Source organism: Arenibaculum pallidiluteum (assembly GCF_017355985.1).
GTDB classification, from domain to species: domain Bacteria; phylum Pseudomonadota; class Alphaproteobacteria; order Azospirillales; family Azospirillaceae; genus Arenibaculum; species Arenibaculum pallidiluteum.
In genome coordinates this window covers 118,930-138,965 of sequence record NZ_JAFIQU010000014.1, presented here as the reverse complement: position 1 = coordinate 138,965, position 20,036 = coordinate 118,930, and the positions used below count along the sequence as shown (strand labels likewise).

19 protein-coding genes are annotated in these 20,036 nt (G+C 70.8%); 14 read left to right on the top strand and 5 right to left on the bottom strand.

The genetic code is table 11. The features are described 5' to 3' along the window. Window positions 1-111: 111 nt before the first annotated feature. The 4 genes from JUB13_RS22945 to JUB13_RS22935 all read right to left on the bottom strand — a co-directional run bounded on the left by JUB13_RS22945 (window position 112) and on the right by JUB13_RS22935 (window position 5,058). Complete coding sequence (locus tag JUB13_RS22945; protein WP_328702990.1) at window positions 112-807, bottom strand: class II aldolase/adducin family protein; 696 nt, start codon at window positions 805-807, stop codon at window positions 112-114. A gap of 13 nt (window positions 808-820) precedes the next feature. After that, entirely contained in the window at window positions 821-2,221 is a 1,401-nt protein-coding gene (locus tag JUB13_RS31545) for an FGGY-family carbohydrate kinase (RefSeq protein ID WP_236025155.1), read from the bottom strand. A gap of 115 nt (window positions 2,222-2,336) precedes the next feature. Beyond that, window positions 2,337-3,884 carry a xylulokinase gene (locus JUB13_RS22940; RefSeq protein WP_207483044.1) on the bottom strand — a complete coding sequence of 516 codons (1,548 nt, stop codon included), beginning with the start codon at window positions 3,882-3,884 and terminating at the stop codon, window positions 2,337-2,339. Window positions 3,885-3,897: 13 nt separating this feature from the next. Then, window positions 3,898-5,058: an ABC transporter ATP-binding protein gene (locus tag JUB13_RS22935; protein ID WP_207483042.1), complete on the bottom strand. Its 1,161-nt coding sequence runs from the start codon at window positions 5,056-5,058 to the stop codon at window positions 3,898-3,900. A gap of 152 nt (window positions 5,059-5,210) precedes the next feature. Between JUB13_RS22935 and JUB13_RS22930 the strand changes: the two genes are divergently transcribed. From JUB13_RS22930 to JUB13_RS22900, 7 genes are all read left to right on the top strand, one after another. Beyond that, window positions 5,211-6,245, top strand: coding sequence for a zinc-dependent alcohol dehydrogenase (locus JUB13_RS22930; RefSeq protein ID WP_207483040.1), 1,035 nt, complete (start codon window positions 5,211-5,213; stop codon window positions 6,243-6,245). 115 nt (window positions 6,246-6,360) lie between these two features. Then, a complete protein-coding gene (locus tag JUB13_RS22925; protein ID WP_207483038.1) occupies window positions 6,361-7,692 on the top strand; it encodes an ABC transporter substrate-binding protein in 1,332 nt (443 codons plus the stop codon). A gap of 58 nt (window positions 7,693-7,750) precedes the next feature. Then, the gene (locus JUB13_RS22920; RefSeq protein ID WP_207483036.1) at window positions 7,751-8,698 is read left to right on the top strand and encodes a carbohydrate ABC transporter permease; all 948 of its coding nucleotides are present in this window, start codon (window positions 7,751-7,753) and stop codon (window positions 8,696-8,698) included. Window positions 8,699-8,700: 2 nt separating this feature from the next. Next, window positions 8,701-9,567, top strand: coding sequence for a carbohydrate ABC transporter permease (locus JUB13_RS22915; RefSeq protein WP_207483034.1), 867 nt, complete (start codon window positions 8,701-8,703; stop codon window positions 9,565-9,567). Window positions 9,568-9,593: 26 nt separating this feature from the next. Next, window positions 9,594-10,562: a sugar-binding transcriptional regulator gene (locus JUB13_RS22910; RefSeq protein ID WP_207483032.1), complete on the top strand. Its 969-nt coding sequence runs from the start codon at window positions 9,594-9,596 to the stop codon at window positions 10,560-10,562. A gap of 20 nt (window positions 10,563-10,582) precedes the next feature. Further along, window positions 10,583-11,149 (top strand): SIS domain-containing protein, encoded by a 567-nt coding sequence (locus tag JUB13_RS22905; RefSeq protein WP_207483030.1) that lies wholly within the window; start codon window positions 10,583-10,585, stop codon window positions 11,147-11,149. 7 nt (window positions 11,150-11,156) lie between these two features. Continuing rightward, on the top strand, window positions 11,157-11,882 hold the full coding sequence (locus tag JUB13_RS22900; RefSeq protein ID WP_207483028.1) for an SDR family oxidoreductase: 726 nt from the start codon (window positions 11,157-11,159) through the stop codon (window positions 11,880-11,882). A gap of 51 nt (window positions 11,883-11,933) precedes the next feature. On the opposite strand, the gene JUB13_RS22895 is transcribed toward JUB13_RS22900, so the two are convergent. Next, window positions 11,934-12,872: a bestrophin family protein gene (locus JUB13_RS22895; RefSeq protein ID WP_207483026.1), complete on the bottom strand. Its 939-nt coding sequence runs from the start codon at window positions 12,870-12,872 to the stop codon at window positions 11,934-11,936. A gap of 194 nt (window positions 12,873-13,066) precedes the next feature. Here JUB13_RS22895 and JUB13_RS22890 point away from each other — a divergent pair, with 194 nt between their 5' ends. The 7 genes from JUB13_RS22890 to vapB all read left to right on the top strand — a co-directional run bounded on the left by JUB13_RS22890 (window position 13,067) and on the right by vapB (window position 19,872). Beyond that, entirely contained in the window at window positions 13,067-14,164 is a 1,098-nt protein-coding gene (locus tag JUB13_RS22890) for an FUSC family protein (protein ID WP_207483024.1), read from the top strand. A 342-nt stretch (window positions 14,165-14,506) separates the two neighbouring features. Beyond that, the gene (locus JUB13_RS22885) at window positions 14,507-16,675 is read left to right on the top strand and encodes a TonB-dependent siderophore receptor (protein WP_207483023.1); all 2,169 of its coding nucleotides are present in this window, start codon (window positions 14,507-14,509) and stop codon (window positions 16,673-16,675) included. A gap of 37 nt (window positions 16,676-16,712) precedes the next feature. Next, window positions 16,713-17,852, top strand: coding sequence for a PepSY-associated TM helix domain-containing protein (locus JUB13_RS22880; RefSeq protein WP_207483021.1), 1,140 nt, complete (start codon window positions 16,713-16,715; stop codon window positions 17,850-17,852). Continuing rightward, window positions 17,849-18,037, top strand: coding sequence for a hypothetical protein (locus tag JUB13_RS22875; protein WP_207483019.1), 189 nt, complete (start codon window positions 17,849-17,851; stop codon window positions 18,035-18,037). Before JUB13_RS22880 ends, JUB13_RS22875 begins: the two co-directional genes overlap by 4 nt. Before the next feature lie 135 nt (window positions 18,038-18,172). Then, window positions 18,173-18,778 (top strand): sulfite oxidase-like oxidoreductase, encoded by a 606-nt coding sequence (locus JUB13_RS22870; protein ID WP_207483017.1) that lies wholly within the window; start codon window positions 18,173-18,175, stop codon window positions 18,776-18,778. A gap of 2 nt (window positions 18,779-18,780) precedes the next feature. Continuing rightward, the gene (locus tag JUB13_RS22865) at window positions 18,781-19,533 is read left to right on the top strand and encodes an FAD-binding oxidoreductase (protein WP_207483015.1); all 753 of its coding nucleotides are present in this window, start codon (window positions 18,781-18,783) and stop codon (window positions 19,531-19,533) included. Between the two features lie 111 nt (window positions 19,534-19,644). Further along, window positions 19,645-19,872, top strand: a complete 228-nt coding sequence (gene vapB / locus JUB13_RS22860) for a type II toxin-antitoxin system VapB family antitoxin (protein WP_207483013.1) — start codon at window positions 19,645-19,647, stop codon at window positions 19,870-19,872. The last annotated feature ends 164 nt before the right edge of the window (window positions 19,873-20,036 follow it).

Here is a 20,036-nt window from a genome sequence, read left to right as displayed (position 1 = left end):
ATCTCGCCTGCGCCGGGTTCTGTCACCTCGGACAAAGCGCCTAAGGCCGCTCGGGCATTGGTATGGTAGCATACCACAGCCGGCAGGGATTCGGCGCCTGTCCGTCGCAACTCAGGAGGGCCGGGGGCGCGGGACGTCGTTGGTGCCCTCCGGGTCCGGCGCCTGCCCGTAGCTCATGCGCCGCATCTGGTCCATTACGCGGCCCATCTCCTCGTCGGAGAGGATCGGCGGCTGGCCCAGCGTCAGGGCATGGACATACATCTTGGCCAGGGTCTCGAGCTCCACGGCCAGCCACAGCGCGCGCTCGAAGGTCTTGGCGACGACGATAGCCCCGTGCTGCGCCAGCAGGCAGGCCTGCCGGTCCTGCAGAGCCGCGATGGCATGGTCCGACAGCGCCTGGGTGCCGAAGGTCGCATAGGGGGCGCAGCGGATGGTTGTGCCGCCTGCGACCGCGGTCATGTAGTGGAAGGCGGGGATCTCCTTGTGGTGCACCGCCAGCACCGTCGCGAAGGTCGAATGGCAGTGCAGGACCACGTCGACGTCCTCGCGGGCGCGCAGGATGTCGCGGTGGAAGCGCCATTCCGAGGAGGGGCGGTGGCGCCCCTGATAGGTCCCGTCGAAGCCGAGTTCGACGACGTCCTCGGGCTCCATGCGCTCGTAGGGCAGCGAGGTCGGCGTGATCAGCAGCCCCCCGGGGATCCGGACCGACAGGTTGCCGGAGGTGCCCTGGTTGATGCCGAGATCGTTCATCTTGCGGCAGGTCTCGACGACGGCCTTGCGCAGGGCTTCGTGGTCCAGCGTGCTCACGCGTCCTTCTCCCTCATGTGGTCCCGACCGGTTCCGGCGCCTGATGCCCGGCGGCGGCGCGCCAGCGGTCCCTGTAGTCCGAAAGGCCCGGAATCGCGGCGGGGATGGCGGCCTGCAGCGTGTCGCGGCCGGCGCCGGCCCCGCCATGAGTCCAGAGCAGGGCGGCACCCAGGGTCGTCCCGTTGCCCCTGACGTCCACCAGCACCTCGGCCCCGGGGCGCAGCGCCGCGACAAGCGACCCGAAGGCCGGGTCGGCCAGCAGGCCGCCGTCCAGCACCACGGTCCCCTCGCCGGCAAGCAGCAGGTCCAGGCAGGCATCCGCGACCAGGGCGGCGTAGAGCGTCGCCAGCGCCGCGCGCCCCTGCGGCTCCGCGGGCTGCGGCCCGGCGATGCGCCCGTGCCCCGCGCTGCCCGGGAAGATCCCGGCGAAGGGCACGAAGGAGGGCAGCGCCATGGTATCGGAGGCGACGAGGGCCGAGAGGGACGCGGGATCCGCCGGCCCGCCATCCTCTCCGGCCAGGATCGACCGCTCGCGCCCGGTCATGGTCAGAACGCAGGCCACGGGATCGCCGCGTACGTCCAGGTTCGCCGTCATGGACCGAGTTCCGTCCAGCGCCTCGGCCGGCAGGCCGGCACGCAGGCCGACGATCCAGGTCCCCGTCGAGAGCAGCGTGAAGCTGCCGAGCCCGGCGCGCTGCCAGCGGTAGAAGCTGGCGCTGCTGTCATGGATGCCGCAGAGGACCTGCGTTCCCGATGGCAGTCCCGTCTCGCGGCGGACCGCGTCCGTCACGGGGCCGAGCCGGTCCCAGGCGGGCCGCCGCGGCGGCATCAGGCGCGTCCAGCCGCGCGCCGCGACGAAGTCCGCGAGCCGCCCCGCCCGCATGTCCCAGAAATGGGACTGAGCCCCCAGCGAGGTCGCTTCCAGCGCCGCCACGCCCGACAGGCGCCAGGCCCAGTACTGCGGCAGGGGCAGCAGGTGCCGCGCCCGCGCGAGCGCCTCCGGCCAGCCGCTCTCGAGCCAGAAGAGCTGCCGCGCCAAGTGCGTCGCCCCGCCGAGGATGCCGCTGCCCGAGACCGCGAAGGGCGGCATGATCTCCCGGTAGGCGGCGTCCACCTCCGCGGGCAGCTCCGCCTCGTAGTCGATCATCGGCAGCACCGGTCCCGCCCCGTCCACCAGGACGCAGCCGGATCCGTGGGCGGTCGCGACGACCGCCGCGATCTCGTGGCGGGCACCGAGCCCGCGCAGCGAGGCCAGCAGCCACCGCTCGATCGCCTCGAGATCGACATGGCGGTAGGGCGGACCGGGCCGGGAGGGCGTGGGCATCGAGACGGCGCCGAGGACCGTCCCGTCGGGCGCCACCGCCGACAGCTTCAGGTTCGTCTTGCCGTGATCGAACACCGCGACGGCCGCCATCAGGTCCCTCCCCCGCGGCACCCCCCGCGGCACCCCCCGCGGCACCCATGGTGCCGTTCCGCTGGCGGGGCGGAAAGCGGAGTTCCGGGATGGCTGGCCTGCCGAGCGGTCCTGATCAATCCGGCCTGCCCTCCGCGGGAGCCTGGTCCCGCGCGAAGTCCGAAAGCCGGCGCATCAGGCCGGAGAGCTGCGGGTAGACATCCCTGTAGATCCCCAGCAGCGCCGCGTAGCGCTGCCGCGCCGCGGACCGCGGATGGAATGTCGCCGTGGCCGCGCCGCGCATGGCGCCCGCCGCCGCCTCGATGCTTCCCGCGAGGCCGGCGCCGGCGGCCGCGCACATCGCGGCGCCGAGGCAGGCCGCCTCGACCGTGGTGGAGCGCTGGATCGCGACGCCCGTCGCGTCCGCCATGATCCCGCACCAGAGATCGCTGGCGGCCACCCCGCCGACTGCCACGAACTCGGCGACCTCGATGCCGGCCCGCCGGCGCATCAGGTCGAGGACCAGCGCCTGCTCCAGCGCGACGCCCTCGATCAGCGCGCGGTAGACATGCGCCCGGCCATGCGCGTCGGACAGGCCGAGGATCGCGCCGCGCGCATCGGGATCCCAGTGGGGGTTCATGGCGCCCTCCCAGTAGGGAAGCAGCAGCAGGCCGCCGCTGCCTGGCGGGAGGGCCGCGGCCTCGGCCTCGAGCGCCGCCATGATGCCGGCGTCGCGGGGCTCGACCTCCAGCAGCCGGCGCAGGAACCAGTCCGACAGCAGCGCGCCGCTGCGCAGGCTGCTTTCCAGCACGTAGCCGCGACCGGACGCGCTGGTCATGGTCCGCCAGGCCTCGTCCTGCCGAGGCTCGGGGCTCCAGACGCCGAAGACCACGGCGGTGCCGAGGTTCAGATAGGCGCGCCGGGGATCCAGCGCATCGACGCCGAGCCCGGCCATCTGCCCGTCGCCACCGCCCGCCAGGACCGGCGTGCCGGCCCGCAGGCCCGTCGCAGCCGCGGCCTCCGGCGTCACGGCGCCCAGGGGGGTTCCGGGCGCGCAGGCCTCCGGCAGCCGGTCCGGCGCGATGCCGACCGCGCGGCAGAGCTCGTCCGACCAGCGCCGCGCGCCGATGTCGAACAGCGCGAGCGGGTCGGCGCTGGCCCAGCTCGTGCGCGGCCGGCCGGTCAGGCCCTGGACCAGATAGGCCTGCACGTCGCAGAAGAGGGCGGTGCGCGCGTGGGTCTCCGGCTCCTCCTCGGCAAGCCAGGCGATCTTGGGCAGCGCCGGGCCGAAATCGGCGGCCTTGCCCGAGAGCGCGCGCAGCCTGTCGGTCCCGATGCGGCGCACGAGGGATGGCAGATGCCCGCGCGCCCGCCCGTCCAGCCACAGCATGGCGGGCCGCAGCGGCCGGCCCCCGGCATCGAGGCAGGCGAAGGTCTCGCGCTGGTGGGCGATGGCGAGGCCGGCGATGCGGGCGGGATTCACCGCGGCGGTCACGTCGGCGATGGCGCGGCAGAGCGCCGTCCACCAGTCGCCGGGGTCCTGCTCGAACCGGTCGGGGCCCGGACGCGCCAGTGCGAGCGGCGCGCGGCCCAGGGCCACCATCCGCCCCTGCGTATCGAAGGCGGCCGCCTTGGCGGCGGTGGTGCTGAGATCGATGCCGAGGACGAGGTCTGCGGTCGTCATGCGGGTCCGCCCGTCACGCCCCTCTGGCGGCCGTCGCGGACGCTACCGGGTTCGTGACCGGGTTCGCGGCGGATGGCCCGGCAAGGCGCGGCAGGGCGAGCCCCGCGGCGTCGAACAGGTGGCAGAGCTCGGCGCGCAGCCCGAACTCGGGGGTGGTGCCGGGCTCGATCCCGGTCTCGCCGGATGCCTTCGCGTTCAGCTGGGATCCGTCGGGCAGCCGCAGATGGACCAGCGTCTCGCCGCCGAGATGCTCGACCACGCCGGCCTCGCCGCGGATCCAGACATCGGCAGGGCCGGTCCCGGCCTCGCGCATGTGCTCGGGCCGGATGCCGAGCGTCAGGTTTGCCTGTCCCGAAAGGTCGCTGCCGTCGGCCGGCACCAGCAGCGCCTGGCCGTCCGGGAGCCGGACCGAGACGCCCGCGGCCGAGGCGGCGAGGACCGGGACCTCCAGGAAGTTCATCTCGGGCGAGCCGATGAAGCCCGCGACGAATCGGTTGCGGGGGGTGCGGTAGAGCTCGAGCGGCGATCCCACCTGCTCGACCCGGCCCTGGTTCAGCACGACGATCCGGTCCGCCATGGTCATGGCCTCGACCTGGTCGTGGGTGACGTAGATCATCGTGGCGCGCAGCGTCCGGTGCAGCTTGATCAGCTCCAGGCGCATCTGGACGCGCAGCGCCGCGTCCAGGTTGGACAGCGGCTCGTCGAACAGGAAGACCTTGGGGTCGCGCACGATGGCGCGGCCGATCGCGACGCGCTGGCGCTGGCCGCCCGACAGGGCCTTCGGCTTGCGGTCCATCAGCTCGCCGATCTTCAGGATCTCGGCGGCCCGATTGATCCGGTCGCGGATCTCGGCCTCCGGCAGCTTCGCCATGCGCAGGCCGAAGGCGATGTTCTCGCGGACCGTCATGTGCGGGTAGAGCGCGTAGCTCTGGAACACCATGGCGACGCCGCGGCGGGCCGGCTCGACATGGGTGACGTCCGTGCCGCCGATCACGATCCGGCCCGACTGCACGGTCTCGAGCCCCGCGATCGAGCGCAGCAGCGTCGACTTTCCGCATCCCGACGGGCCGACGAAGACCACGAACTCGCGATCGGCGATGTCGATGTGGACGTCGCGCAGCACGGTCAGCTCTCCGTAGCGCTTCTCGATCCCGCTCAGGCGCACAGCCGTCATCGGCTCACTCCGCTCCTCGTTCCTCAGCAACCCTGAAGGTGGGGTTGACAAGCGATCTCCGGAGAAGATTACATTTGGAATCGCGACGGCACAATTGTTCAGTTCGGCGCGGCCGGGGTACCGGCGAGGTGGCGAAAAGGGGGAGTGAGGCGGTGCGCGCAACCTTCATCCACGGTATCCGGGACGTCCGGCTCGGCGAGTTCGAGGCGCCGCCGCCGCGCGAAGGCATGGTAACCGTCAAGGTCGCCGGCTGCGGCATCTGCGGCAGCGACCTGCACTACTTCCTCGAGGGCGGCATCGGCTCGGCGCAGGTCCGGGATCCCTTCGTCCCCGGGCACGAGTTCGCGGGATGGGTCGTCCAGGATTATCCCGAGCTGGGCCTGTCCATGGGGCAGCTCGTCGCCGTCGATCCCGCGCATGCCTGCGGGCGCTGCGAATGGTGCCAGCGCGGCCACGTGAACCTGTGCCCCTTCGTCGAGTTCCTGGGCGCGCCGCCCTTCCACGGGGGCATGACCGAGCGCCTGTCGGTTCATCCCGAGCAGGTCGTGCCGGTCCCGCGCGGCTTCTCGGTGCGCAAGGCCGTGATGCTCGAGCCGCTGGGCGTGGCCATCCACGCCATTGACCTCGCCAAGCCGCGTCTGCAGGAGACGGTCGTGGTGCTGGGCTGCGGGCCGATCGGCCTGTGCCTCGTCCAACTCGCGCGGCTGGCGGGGGCGGACCGCGTCTTCGCGGTCGATCCCGTCGCCTACCGGGCCGAAGCCGCGCGCCGGCTGGGCGCGCATGACGTCGCACCCAGCTACGAGGCCGTGGCCGGCTGGACCAATGGCCGTGGCGTCGATCTCGTGCTCGAGGCGACGAACTCGCCCGATGGCTTCCACCACGCGGCCGAGGCCGCGCGGATCGGCGGCCGCGTCCTGCTGGCCGGCATCCCCGACGGGGACCGCTATTCGCTTCCGGCGGCGCTGTGCCGCCGCAAGGGCCTGAACGTCAAGTTCTCGCGGCGCATGGGCCACGTCTACCCGCGCGCCATCCGCCTGGTGGCGGAAGGGGCGGTGGACGTCGATTCCATCGTCACCCACCGCTTCGATCTCGCGGATGCCGCCAAGGGCTTCAGCCTGCAGGCGGATTGCCGGGACGGCGCGCTGAAATCCATCATCGTCCCGGAGGACGGCGAATCGCCGTTCTGATCGGGCCGGGCGCGGAACAGGCGCCGGGACAGGAAAGGAGGGCGGGGCCGGGGGGCCGGACCGAGACGAGGGCAACTCAAGAAGCGCAAGCGTCCAAGAACCAAGGAGGAAACGCATGAGACATACCCTGACGTCCCTCGCGGCCGCCGCGGTGCTGACCTTCGCCGGCGGCGCCTCGGCCTGGACCCTCAAGGAGGCCGCGGCTCCCTACAAGGGCACCACCATCAAGGCGATCTTCCTGGACCGCCCCGGCTATGCCGCGGCCCAGAAGCTGATCCCGCAGTTCGAGCAGGAGACCGGCATCAAGGTCACCTGGGAAGTCATCCCCTACGAGAGCTCGCGCGAACGCCAGGTCCTGAACTTCGCGAGCCAGGGCGGCGAGGTCGACGTCGCGCTGGTGGACGTCGTCTGGATCGGCGAGTTCGCCAGCAACGGCTGGCTGGTCCCCATCAACAAGTTCACCTCCGATCCCAAGCTCGCGGATCCCGAGCTGAACCTGAAGGGCTTCTTCCCGATCCTGCTGGAGTCCTTCGGGACCTGGAACAAGGAGGTCTACGGGCTGCCCTTCGACAACTACTCCGGCCTGATGTTCTACAACAAGTGCATGCTGGAGGAGGCCGGGTTCAAGGAGCCGCCGAAGACCTGGGACGAGCTGCTGAACACCTACGGGCCCAAGCTGACCAAGCCCGAGAAGAACCAGTACGCCTTCGCGCTGCAGTCGCGGCGCGGCGAGACCCAGTCCGCCGACAGCTTCATGCGGGTGCTCTGGCCCTTCGGCGGGTCGCTGCTGAACGACAAGTTCCGCTCGAACCTGATGTCCGCGGAATCCCAGAAAGGGCTGGAGTTCCGCCAGCAGCTCATGAAGTACATGCCGCCCGGCATCGTCGACTACGACCACGCCGAGGCCGTCAACGCCCTGGCGCAGGGCAACGTCGCCATGATCACCGAGTGGTCGGCCTTCTATTCGACACTGATGGACCCGACCAAGTCCAAGGTGAAGGATTGCCTGGCCATCACGACGGAGCCCGCCGGCCCGGCCGGGCTGAAGCCGGCGCTCGGTGGCTTCTCGCTGGCCGTCAGCTCCCAGTCGCCCGCCGCGAAGCAGGCTGCGTCCTGGCTGCTGATCCAGTGGCTGACCTCGGCCAAGATGGCCGTGCCCTACATCGAGGCCGGCGGCGTCAGCGGCCGCGTCGACGCCTACAAGGGCCTTGAGGACAAGTACCAGTTCGTGAAGCCCATGGTCGCGTCCTGGCAGGGCGGCGTGCCGGACTACCGGCCGCGCTTCCCGGAATGGGCCTCGATCACCGAGATCGTGGCCGAATGGGGCACGCGCATCATGCTGAACGAGGTCTCCGTGAAGGACGGGGCCGCGGCGATCGGCCAGCGCATGGAGGCCGTCCTCCAGGAAGCCGGCTACTACGAGGGCAAGAAGCCCCTGCTGAAGTGACCTGAGAGCGGGGACGGCGCTCGGGCGCCGTCCCCTTCCATCCGGAGGTTTCCGCGCGATGGCGACGACTGTCGACCCCCTGCCCGCCGAGGGTCCCACCGAGGACCCCATGGGCGCGGCCGGCCCTCGGCCCGGCCGGATGCGGCTGTCCCCCGCCGTCTGGTTCCTGGCTCCGGCCGTGCTGGCGCTGGCCGCCGTCGGGATCTACCCGCTGGGCGTCGCGGTGGTGAACTCGCTCCACCGCTACAACCTCGCCCGCCCCAACGCGCCGACGCCCTTCGTCGGCCTCGACAACTATGTGGCCGTGCTGTCGGACCCGTCCTTCTGGGGCGCGGTCGGCCGGACCTTCGCGTTCCTGGCCCTCGTCCTGCCGGCCGAGCTGGCTCTCGGCGTGCTGTTCGCGCTGGCGCTGCACCGTCCCGGGCTGGGGCTGATGCGGGCGCTGACGCGCGTCGCGCTGGTGATCCCGATCGCCACCACCTACGCGGTCGTCGGGCTGATCGGGCGGCTGATCTTCAACCGGCAGTTCGGCGTCGCGAACCAGGCGCTGTCCTGGGTCGGCCTGCCGCCGGTGGACTGGCTCGGCGATCCCACGCTGGCCTTCGTCGCGATCGCCATCATGGACGTCTGGCAATGGACGCCCTTCTGCGCGCTGATCCTGCTGGCCGGGCTGACCATGGTCCCGCGCGAGACCGAGGAGGCCGCCCGGCTGGAGACCACCAGCGCCTGGAGCATCTTCCGGCACCTGCAGCTTCCGTACCTGCTGCCGGGCATCACGGCGATCCTGATCCTCAGGACGGCGGACGTGCTGAAGCTCTTCGACGCGGTCTTCGTGATGACGCGCGGCGGACCCGGCACGGCGACCGAGCTGATCAGCATCTACGTCCAGCGCGTCGCGTTCCGCGTCTTCGACCAGGGCCTGGCATCGGCCCAGGCCGTGATCCTGCTGGTGATCACGATCGTGCTCTCGCGCCTGTACATCAAGTTCGTCTACAGGGAGGTCTGATCATGGCGGCGTCCTCGACCGCGGCCGGGCTGGAGACCGAGGCGGCTGGCCGCGCGCCCGTCGCCGCGACGGTCTGGCACTTCCTGGCCCTGGCGGCGATCTTCGTGTTCTCGGTCTTCCCCTTCTACTGGATGGTGACGACCAGCCTGAAGAGCCAGGCGGACGCGCTGGCGAACCCGCCGGTGTGGCTCTTCACGCCGACCCTGGAGCACTACGCGGCGGCGCTCTTCACGAAGGAAGTGGGCGCGACGCTGGTCAACTCGCTGATCGTGGGGACCGCGACGACGGTGCTGGCGGTGGGGCTCGGCACGCCCGCGGCCTACGCGCTCGCTCGGTTCGAGTTCCGGGGCAAGCGCGACCTGTGGTTCTGGTTCATCTCCAACCGGATGGTCAGCCCGATCGTGCTCGCGGTGCCGTTCTTCCTGGTGGCGCGTTCGCTGTCCCTGATCGACACGCATCTGGTCCTGATCCTCCTCTATCTGACCTTCACGCTGCCGATCGTCGTCTGGATCTGCACGGACCAGTTCCGCGGCATCCCGCCCGAGCTGGAGGAGGCGGCCCTGCTCGACGGCGCCTCTCGCTTCACCGTGTTCCGGCGCATCAGCCTGCCGCTCGCGATGCCCGGCATCGCGGTCTCCGCGATCTTCGCCTTCATCTTCTCGTGGAACGAGCTGCTCTTCGCGCTGGTGCTGACCCGCAGCCAAGCGCGCACCGCGCCCGTCGCCGCCACGAGCTTCATGAGCGGCTACGAGCTGCCCTGGGGCGAGATCATGGCGACCGGCACGCTGATCGTCCTGCCGATGATCGTCTTCGCGTTGATCGTCTCGGGGCGGCTCGTGCAAGGTCTGACCATGGGCGCCGTGAAGTAGGGGCGACCCGCGGAGCCGAGGGGCCGATGGACATGCATGACGGGCAGGCGGCCGCGCGCGGGGACGCCGACACCGAGACGGACCTCCAGGCACGCGTGGCCTGGTTCTACTACGTCAGCAACCTGACCCAGCAGGAGATCGCGGACCGCCTCGGCCTGACGCGTGCGCGCGTGAACCGGCTGCTCGCCGCGGGGCACCAGTCCGGGCTGCTGCAGATCACCATCAACAGCGCCATCTCGTCCTGCGTCGAGCTGGAGCGCGGCTTGGTGGCCCACTACGGCCTCGAGGACGCGGTCGTCGTGCCGACCCCCGACACCGAGGCGCTGGTACGCGACGCGATCGGCGTCGGCGCAGGCACCTGGCTCGCCAAGGCGCTGAGGGACGGCGACACCATCGCCATGGGATGGGGGCGCACGCTGCGCAGCGTGATCCGGTCCTTTCCCAAGAAGCGCCTGTCCTCGGCCGCGGTGGTCTCGCTCCAGGGCGGGCTCTCGCACTGCTCCAGCATCAACACCTTCGAGCTCGTCTGGCAGCTCGCCGAGAAGATCGGAGCGGACCGGTACTTCTTCGCGGCGCCGATCTACGCGTCGAGCGAGGGGGCCCGCGACACGATCCTGGAGCAGGACGCGATCCGCGAGACCTACGAGAAGGCCGTCGCCGCCGACCTCGCCTTGGTGACCGTCGGCGACATGGACGAATCGCTGGTGGTCAGCTACGGCCTTGCGGAGCCAGGCCAGGCGGACGCGCTGAAGGCGGCGGGCGCCGTCGGCGACATGCTCGGCCATTTCCTCGACGCCGGCGGCGCGCTGGTCGACCACCCCATGAACCGGCGCACCGTCGCGATCAGCCTTTCCGACCTGCGGCGCATCCGGCGCCTGGTGCTGGTCTCGGGCGGGGTGCGCAAGCTTGCGATCACCCGGGCGGCGCTGCGCGGGGGCTATGTGAAGGTCCTGGTCACCGACGAGGACAGCGCGGGCAGGCTGCTCGCGGACTGAGGGACGAAATGGAGCGCGCCATGGCGGAGGGCATCGCGGAGCTGGCCCGGCAGGCCTGCCACGAGATCGCGGCGGGGCTGGCCGGCGTCGACGAGGGGCAGGCGGGGGCGCTCGTGGACGCCCTGGCCTCGGCGCGGCGCATCGCGCTCTACGGCGTCGGGCGCGAAGGGCTGATGATGCGGGCGCTGACCATGCGGCTCTTCCATCTCGGGCTCGACGCCCATGTGGTGGGCGACGTGACGACGCCGCCGATCGGCGCGGGCGATCTCCTGGTGGCGAGCGCCGGCCCCGGATCCTTCTCGACCGTCATGGCGCTGATGGGAACGGCGAAGGACGCCGGCGCGCGGACCGCCGTCGTCACGGCGCAGCCCGGCGGCGCGGCGGCCGGCGCGGCCGACCTGGTCCTGTGCCTTCCGGCCCAGACCATGGCGAACGATACCGGCGCCGGGGCGAGCCGCATCCTGTCCATGGGCAGCGCCTTCGAGGGCGCGCAGTACGTGATGTTCGAAATCCTCGTCCTGCGGCTGCGCGAGCGGCTCGGCATCAGCGCCGCCGCCATGCGGGAACGGCACACGAATCTCGAATAGGGGGCTCATGGACTTCTCGGGAAGGCGGGTCCTCGTCACGGGGGCCGGGAAGGGAATCGGGCGCGCCGTCGCGCGGCTCCTGGCCGCCCGCGGGGCGGCGGTCGTTGCCCTGTCGCGGAGCCAGGCCGACCTCGATGCGCTGAAGGCCGAGATCGGCTGCGCCACCGTCGCCGTCGACCTTGCCGATGCCGAGGCGGCGCGGCGGGCCGTCCGCGAGGCGCTGCCCGTCGACCTCCTGGTCAACTGCGCGGGGATCGTCGAGCTCGAGCCGTTCCTGGAGGCCAGCGTCGAATCCTTCGACCGCACCATGGCGGTCAACGCCCGCGCCCCCATGATCCTGGCGCAGGAGGTCGCGCGCGACCTCGTCCGGCGGGGAAGGCCCGGCGCCGTCGTGAACGTCTCCAGCCTGGCCGCGACGGTGGGCACGCCTGAGCACACGGCGTACTGCGCGTCCAAGGCGGCGCTCGACGCGATCACGCGCGTCATGGCGCGCGAGCTCGGCTGTCACGGGATCCGCGTCAACAGCCTGAACCCGGTGGTGACGCTGACGCCCATGGCGGAGAAGGCGTGGAGCGATCCCGCCAAATCCGGCCCGATGCTGGCGCGCATCCCGCTCGGGCGCTTCGCCCAGCCCGACGAGGTGGCGGCCGCGGTCGCGTTCCTGCTCAGCGACGAGGCCGCCATGGTCCACGGGACGAGCCTGACCGTGGACGGCGGCTTCAGCGCGGGGTAGGGCGGGCCGCATCCGTCGCGGCGGAGGCGCCGGACGGCTTTCGCGGTGGCATCAGCTCAGATGGAAATCCCGGGGAAGCAGCGGCTCCGGAAGGTCGGCTTCGCCCAGAGCCTCGCGCAGGTTGATCTCGATGATCCGGCTGAGCGCCGACAGCGGCAGGTCGTTCGGCGAGGTTCCGAACGGCTCCTCGATCTCGTCGCCGAGGGCGTCCAGGCCGAAGAACGTGTAGGAGACCAGGCCGACGACGATCGGCGTCGCCAGCCCGACGGTGTCGACGAGGCCGAAGGGCAGCAGGAAGCAATACAGATACGCCGTGCGGTGGAGCAGCAGCGTATAGGAGAAGGGGACCGGCGTCGTCTTGATGCGCTCGCAGCTCGCGAGGACGCGTTCCAGGATGCCGAGGGTGTCATCGATGTTCGCGGCCAGCGGCTCCGCGATGCGCCTGCTCGCCAGGCAGTCGCGCAGCTCCTGCCCGAGGTCGCGGAGGATGGCCTCGGGCGGGTTGACCGAGGCCAGCGCCCTCTCGAGCGCCTCCGCCCCCAGGAGCGGCGCCAGGTCGGCGCGCGGATCAGAATCCCGGAGATGGTGGCGAAGCGCGTGGGCGAAGGCCATGGCGTCGTAGATCATGGCGCGCTGGACGCGGTCGGCGGATCGCGCGTCGTCCCCCGGAACAGGCATCACGGCGGTGAGGACCTGGCGGGCCAGGCTCCGGCAGGCGATGGTCAGCTCGCCCCACAGCCTGCGGCCTTCCCAGTAGCGGTCATAGGCCGTGCTGTTCCGGAACCCCAGGAAGATCGACAGCGCCAGGCCGATGATCGTGAACGGAACGGCCGTGAAGGTCATGTTCAGCCGGACGATCGAGTCGTGGAAATAGGTGACCAGCGCCGCCGTCAGCATGGTCGCGAGGATCTGCCTGCTCACCTGCGGGACGATGGAGCCGCGGACGACGAAGAACAGGCGCCACGCCGACGGGCGCTTCCGGATGATCAAGGCCACGCTCCTCCGCGCGGGAAGCACCGCACCGGCGCATCCGTGCAATCAGCCACCATGGGAACGCGCCAGCGGGCGCAACGACCCGCGTGTGAACGCATTCGCCGTCCCGCACCGCCGTGCCGAGACCGGCCCTGCGGCGGTTACCTCGGCACGCCGCTGTGGACGCGGTCATGTGCGCGATGGACGACACGATGAACGACATCTCCCGGAGGAGGACGGCGCGCCATCTGGTGACGCTGCGCCAGTTGTGCGAGGTGATAGCCCTCACGCCCCAGCCGTCCCTGCGCATCGCGCTGATCGCCGGGGGGCAGGCGGCGCTGTCCGCGCTGGCTGCGACGCTGCTGATCTGCGCGACCCCGTGGCAGCACCTGATCGCGTTTCCGGCGCTGGGGGCGCTGGCATCCCTGTTCGGCCGCTACGCGCCCGTGCAGCGACGCATGACGATCGTGACGATCTGCGCGGCGCTGCTGACGGGCGGCGTGCTCCTGCAGTCTCTGGCCTCCTCGGCCGGGGCGTCGCCGGTGGAGCGGCTGCTGCTCCTCGCCCTCATTGCCGGAGGTGCCACGCTTGCCATCGCCCATTGGCGGCTCGGCGGGCCCGGGCCCATCATCGTCACCTTCGCGTCGGCTGGCGCCCTGGGCCCGGTCGCCTCCTGGCACGCAGCGGCCGAGCAGACCCTCGCCGCCGCCGCGGGCGGCGCCGTGGCCTGGGTGGTCTGCCGGATCACCGACCGGCTGCGCTCCGCCGAGCTTGAGGTGCTGGTCCTGCCGCAGGCACCGCACCGGCCCTTCCGCCACGAGGTGATCGCGGCCGGCCGCATCGCGGCCGGGACCGCGGCGGCGGCGCTGATTGCGCAGGCGGCCGGATGGCCGCATCCCTCCTGGGCCGCCATCGGCGCCCTGGCCGTCCTGCAAGGGGCGCATCTGCATGTGACCATGAGCCGGGCCCTGCAGCGCATGGCGGGGACACTGGTCGGCGTCTTCCTCGCCTGGGCGGTGCTGGCGCAGGACCTGCCGCTGTGGGGGCTGATCGCCGCGGTCGTCCTGTTCCAGTTCGTCACGGAAGTGGTGATCGGCTACAACTACGCCCTCGGTCAGATCACCGTGACCCCCATGGCGCTGATCATGACCTACATCGCGGCACCGGCCACTGCGGTCGGCATGCCGGTGGAGCGAGCGCTCGAGTCGATCCTCGGCGTGGCCCTGGGCATCGTCTTCGCCGTGCTGTTCTCGACGGCCGACGACCGCGTCTATCTCGCCCGACACCGGGAGGGGCAGCCAGCGCCGTAGAACGCCCCCGGCGCTCCGTCCGACCCCGCCCGCATCGCGATCACTCCGCCGCCTGCGCCAGGATCCGGAACTGCAGACCTTGCCGCGCGCCCAGTGTCCCGGACGGCCGGGATGCTCCAGGGACCGGCTGGCCAGGTGACCGGCAGGCCATGCCGGTACGCGCCTCCTGCCGCCCAATCCCTGCGGTTTCGTCCCGCGGGCCGCGGCCCGGGCCCCGCACGCCGCATGGGCGTCGGCCAAGTCGAAGGGAGTATCCGCGGCGCAGCATATTGCTAATGCGAGTTATTTGCATTAGTAGCCTTGCAACGCGAACAATTCTCATTCGCTTAAACCGGAGGCGATATGCGGTCAGGGGCAGGGGAAGGCAAGCTGATTCGGAGGGGCGCGCTGGGTGCCGTCGTGCTGGCCGGGGTCTTCACGCCCGGTCCGGGCCATACGCAGGACGCCGCCGCCGGCGCGCCGGAGAAGGCGATCGAGCTGCCGACCCTGACGGTGACCGGCCAGGGCGAGACGGCGCTGTCGCCCGTGACGGGCTATGTCGCCAACCAGCAGGCGACCGGCACCAAGACCGACACCCCCGTGCTCGAGACCCCGCAATCCGTCTCGATCATCCCGGCCGACCAGATCCGGGACCAGAACGCGCAGACCCTGAACCAGGTGGTGCGCTACACGGCGGGCGTGACGCCCGAGACCCGCGGCGCCGTCGCGACCCGCTACGACCAGCTGAAGATCCGGGGCTTCGACGCCGACACCTACTGGAACGGGCTCAAGCTCGAGGATATCTGGTACGCCGCGCCGCAGCTCGATCCCTTCCTGATGGAGCGGATCGAGGTCCTGAAGGGACCGTCCTCCGTCCTCTATGGCCAGTCGCCGGCCGGCGGCCTGATCAACCAGGTCAGCAAGCGCCCGACGGCCACGCCCCAGAACGAGGTCGGGATCGAGATCGGCAACAACCACCACCTGCGCGGCACCGCCGATTTCTCGGGGCCCATCGATGCGGGCGGCCGGTTCCTCTACCGCTTCACCGCCGTCGGCCTCAGCGAGGACGGCCAGATCCGGATGACCGAGAACGAGCGGGTCGCCATCGCGCCGTCCTTCACCTGGCGCCCCGACGCCGACACCAGCCTGACGCTCCTCGGTCTCTACCAGCGGGACCCCGAGGGCAATTCCTATGGCGGCGTCCCGCCGCAGGGCACGGTGCTCGAGAACCCGCTCGGCAAGATCCCCGTCGATTTCTACGACGGCGACCCGAATTTCGAGAAATTCGACCGCCGCATGTCCTCGCTGGGCTATGCCTTCGACAAGCGCCTCAACGACGCGCTGAGCGTCCGCCTGAACGGCCGCTGGCTGCACAACGAGGTCGCCTATGACAGCATCTATGCCAACGGGCTGGCTCCCGACAATCGGACGCTGTTCCGCGGCATCGCCACCTCGCGCGAGGAGGGGGATTCCTACGCCCTGGACAACCAGGTCGAGGGGCGCTTCTCGACGGGTGCCGTCCGGCACACAGTGCTCGCCGGCTTCGACTATCAACGGCTGGACGCCAACTATGCGCCCGGCTTCGGCGTCGCGCCGTCGCTCGACATCTTCGAGCCGGTCTACGGGATCGACGTCACGCCGCCGCCGACCAACCGGACGGATGTCGAGGGCAACCAGTACGGGCTCTACTTGCAGGACCAGCTTCGGCTCGACCGCTTCATCCTGACGCTCGCGGGCCGCAGTGACTGGGTCAGGACCAAGAGGACCAACGAACTCGGCACGACCCGCCAGTCCGACGAGGCGCTGACCGGCCGCGCCGGCTTGACCTATGTCTTCGACAACGGCATCGCACCCTATGCCAGCTACGCCCAGTCCTTCACGCCGCAGAGCGGGACCGATTTCTCGGGCAGGCTCTTCGAGCCCGAGGAGGGCACCCAATACGAGATCGGCGTCAAGTACCAGCCGCCGGGGCTCAACAGCCTGTTCACGGCAGCCGTCTTCGAGATCACCCGCAGCAACCTCACGACGGCCGATCCCGACCATCCCGGCTTCTCGGTCCAGACCGGCGAGGCGCGCTCGCGCGGCGTGGAGCTCGAGGCCCGGGTGGGACTGACCCAGGGGCTCGACCTCATCGGCACCTACACCTACCTCGACACCGAGTACACCCGCGACAACGGCGGGCTGGAAGGCAAGCGGCTGGCGGCGGTGCCGCGCCACCAGGCCTCCGGCTGGGCCATGTACCGGATGCCCGAGGGCTCGGCGCTCGGCGGGCTGAGCATCGGCGGCGGCCTGCGCTACACCGGCAGCACGACGAATGACGCGAACACCTTCAAGGTGCCGTCCTTCACGCTGGTCGACGCGGCGCTCTCCTACGATCTCGGCTTGCTCTCGCCGAAGCTCGTGGGGGCCGAGGTCGCGCTGAATGCCAAGAACCTGCTCAACAACGAGCATGTGGCCTCCTGCTATTTCGGCGACTGGTGCGCCTATGGCTACGAGCGGACGGTGACCGCCGGGCTGCGCTATCGCTGGTGACGGCTTCCCCGCTCCACCCCAAGCAAGGACCACCGCCATGACCCCTGGAACCCTGCGTGGCTGGCGCCTCGTCCATCGCTGGACCAGCCTCGTCTGCTCCCTGAACCTGCTCGTGCTCTGCGTCACCGGGCTGATCCTGGTGTTCCACCACGAGATCGAACACCTCATGGGCGACGATTTCGACGCCACCGCAGCGGAGGGGCAGCCCCGCCTGCCCCTGCGTGCGCTGGCCGACGCCGCGCAGGCAACCGACCCGTCGCTTCTTCCCAAGTTCGTCTCGCTCGATCCCGAGGAGCCGGGCCTCACCTACGTCTTCGTCAGCGCTCCGGGCGTCCGGGATTTCCAGGACGGGCGCTGGGTGGCGCTGAACGGCTACACCGGTGCGACGCAGGTGGTGAAGCCGCCTGAGGAGTCCCTGACGGGCTTCTTTCTCAAGCTGCATGTCGATCTGTTCACCGGCTTCGCCGGGCAGATGTTCGTCGGCGTCATGGGCCTGCTGTTCGTCGCGAGCACCGTCAGCGGGCTGGTCGTCTACGGGCCCTTCATGAAGAAGCTGGCCTTCGGGATCCTGCGCTTCGGCCGCGGGGTGCGCATCAGCAACATCGACCTCCACAACCTCTTCGGGATCGCCACCCTGGTCTGGGCCTTCGTGGTCGGCCTGACGGGAGCGATCCTCTCCTTCTCGCCCCTGATCATCGGCTACTGGCAGGCGACGGAGCTGGCCGCGATGTCCGGCCGCCACACCGGCCCCATGGACGGCGCGACCATCACCGTCGACGCGGCGGCCGAGGCGGGCCTGGCGGCCTTTCCCGGCAAGGACCTCGCCTTCGTCGCCTATCCCGGCACCACCTATTCCAGCGATCGTCATTTCAGCGTGATGGTGCGCGGCCATACCGAGCTCACCGAGAAGATCCTCAGCGTCGCCATGGTCGACGCCCGGTCGGGTGCCGTGGTCGAGAAGGCGGACATGCCCTGGTACGTCACGGCGCTGCTGTTCTCCGGGCCCTTCCATTTCGGCGACTACGGCGGCCTGCCGCTGCAGATCATCTGGGCGCTCTTCACGGTGATCGTCGGGGCGGTGACGGTCACCGGCTTCGTGGCCTGGCTGAAGCGTCCGCGCACGCGGCGGGCCCCGATCGGGAGCCCAGCGCGCGGCGCATCGGAGAGCCAGGCATGAGCGGCGTCTGGCTCATGCCCACGGCGCTCGCCGTGCTGTCCCTCCTCGGCCTCGTCGCGGCCATCCTCGGCGATGGGTACTGGCACGGGATCTGCTGGTTCGCCCTGTCCGTCCCGCTCGTCGTCTGCGCGGCCAAGCTCCGCCGCCACTGGCCGCGCGACGCGTCGCCGGACGAGGCCGGGTAGACGGGCGGACCGCCGCGACCCACGCATCGGTGACCGGGAGCAACTCCGTCGGACGGATCGCCCGCTCGCCCGCGTTGATGGTAGAGTCCGGCGATCGATCCTCAATTCGCACGTGACGAAGCACGGAGGCGTCCCATGGTCACGCGAGGCTTCACCGGCCGTAGGCCCGCATCGGAGGTGGCGGACCGCATTCCCCCGGGCCAGTCGCTCACCGCGGACTTCCCCGTGCTCTCGGCCGGCCCGACCCCGCGGGTGTCGCTGGAGGACTGGTCGTTTACGCTGAAGGTCGGCCCGCGGCCGGTGAAGCGCTGGACCTGGGAGGCGTTCAACGCCCTGCCCCAGACCAGCGTCACCAGGGACATCCACTGCGTCACGAAATGGTCGAAGCTCGACACGCCCTGGCAGGGCGTGCTCGTCGACGACCTCCTCACCGATGCGGGGATCGAGCCCCCGACGCCCTTCACCCTTGCCCATTCCTTCGACGGCTACGCGACCAACGTGCCCGTGGCCGATCTCGTCGGCGGCAGGGCGATGGTCGCGACCCATTACGACGGCAGGCCGCTTACTCCCGATCATGGAGGCCCGGCGCGGCTCCTCGTGCCGCATCTCTACTTCTGGAAATCGGCCAAGTGGATCAACGGCCTGCAGTTCACGGAACGCGATGAGCCCGGCTTCTGGGAGCTGCGGGGCTATCACATCTACGGCGATCCCTGGCGCGAGCAGCGCTTCTCGGGCGACTGAGGGTGGACGCCGCGGCGGATGCCGGCCGTCCCGTGCCCTGGCAGGAGGCGGTGATCGAGCGGATTGCGCAGCAGACCGCGCGCGTCCGCAGCCTTTTCCTGCGCCCTCAGCACTGGCGTCCCTTCACGCCGGGCCAGCACCTCGACATCCGCCTGACGGCCCCCGACGGCTATCAAGCCCAGCGCAGCTACTCCGTCGCCTCGGCGCCGGCCGAGGAGGGCGTCTACGAGCTGGTGGTCGAACGGCTCGACGACGGCGAGGTCTCCCCGTACTTCCATGATGTCGCCGAGGCGGGCGACGCCATCGAGATCCGGGGCCCTTTCGGCGGACACTTCGCCTGGCAGGCGTCCGATGGTGGGCCGCTCCTGCTGGTCGGCGGCGGCTCGGGCGTGGCCCCGCTCCTGTCGATCCTGCGCCATCGCGCGCTCGCGGCGCCGGACGTGCCGGCGCTGCTCCTCTACGCGGCCCGCGGCTGGGACGACCTCATCGCCCGCGACGAGCTGCTGCGGCGCGACGAGGCCGAAGCCGGTTTCGATCTCGTGCTCGCCCTTTCCCGGGACCGGCCACGCCGGCCGCAGGATGCCGGCCGGCGCGTCGATGCCGCCATGCTCGGGGACGCGCTCGCCCGCCTCGGCGGTCCCCCCCGCCTGACCTTCGTCTGCGGGGCGAACCCGTTCGTCGAGGCCGTCACCGCCCCTCTCCTCGATCTCGGCCTCGACCCCGCCACGATCCGGACCGAGCGCTTCGGTGGATAGGGGCGATGGATTGCGGCGGCGATGCCCCATTGGAACGCGTGGTAACTCTGGATGCCGCAGTGCGTCCCCGGCACGGAATGTGCCGGCCATACAAGCCTCGAGAGGTGCCGTATGGCGGTCCGAACGACCTTGTTTCAGTCAAACCGCCGCCAAGCGGTGAGCCTGCCGAAGGACGTGTTCTTTCCGAAGGGCATCAAGGAAGTCGTGATCCTGCGCGAGGGTAGCCGGCGAGTCATCGTGCCGGCCGATGCTCTCTGGGACGACTTCTTCGATCGGCCCGGGATCGGGATGCCCGAACGCTCGCAGCCAGCAGCGCAGAAGCGTGAGCCGTTCTGCTAGAGGCTGGACTCCTCCGCAGGCCCGTTCGAGCCACCGGCAGCGGCCGAACACCGTCGTATGAGTGGGCTGCGCTTTGTGCCGGCAGCGTCGGCCGGCCTCTGCCATCGAGGCCGGCCGATACCGGTGATCGCCGTGCCGGCGCGCAGCGCGCGCCGGCTCCCCGC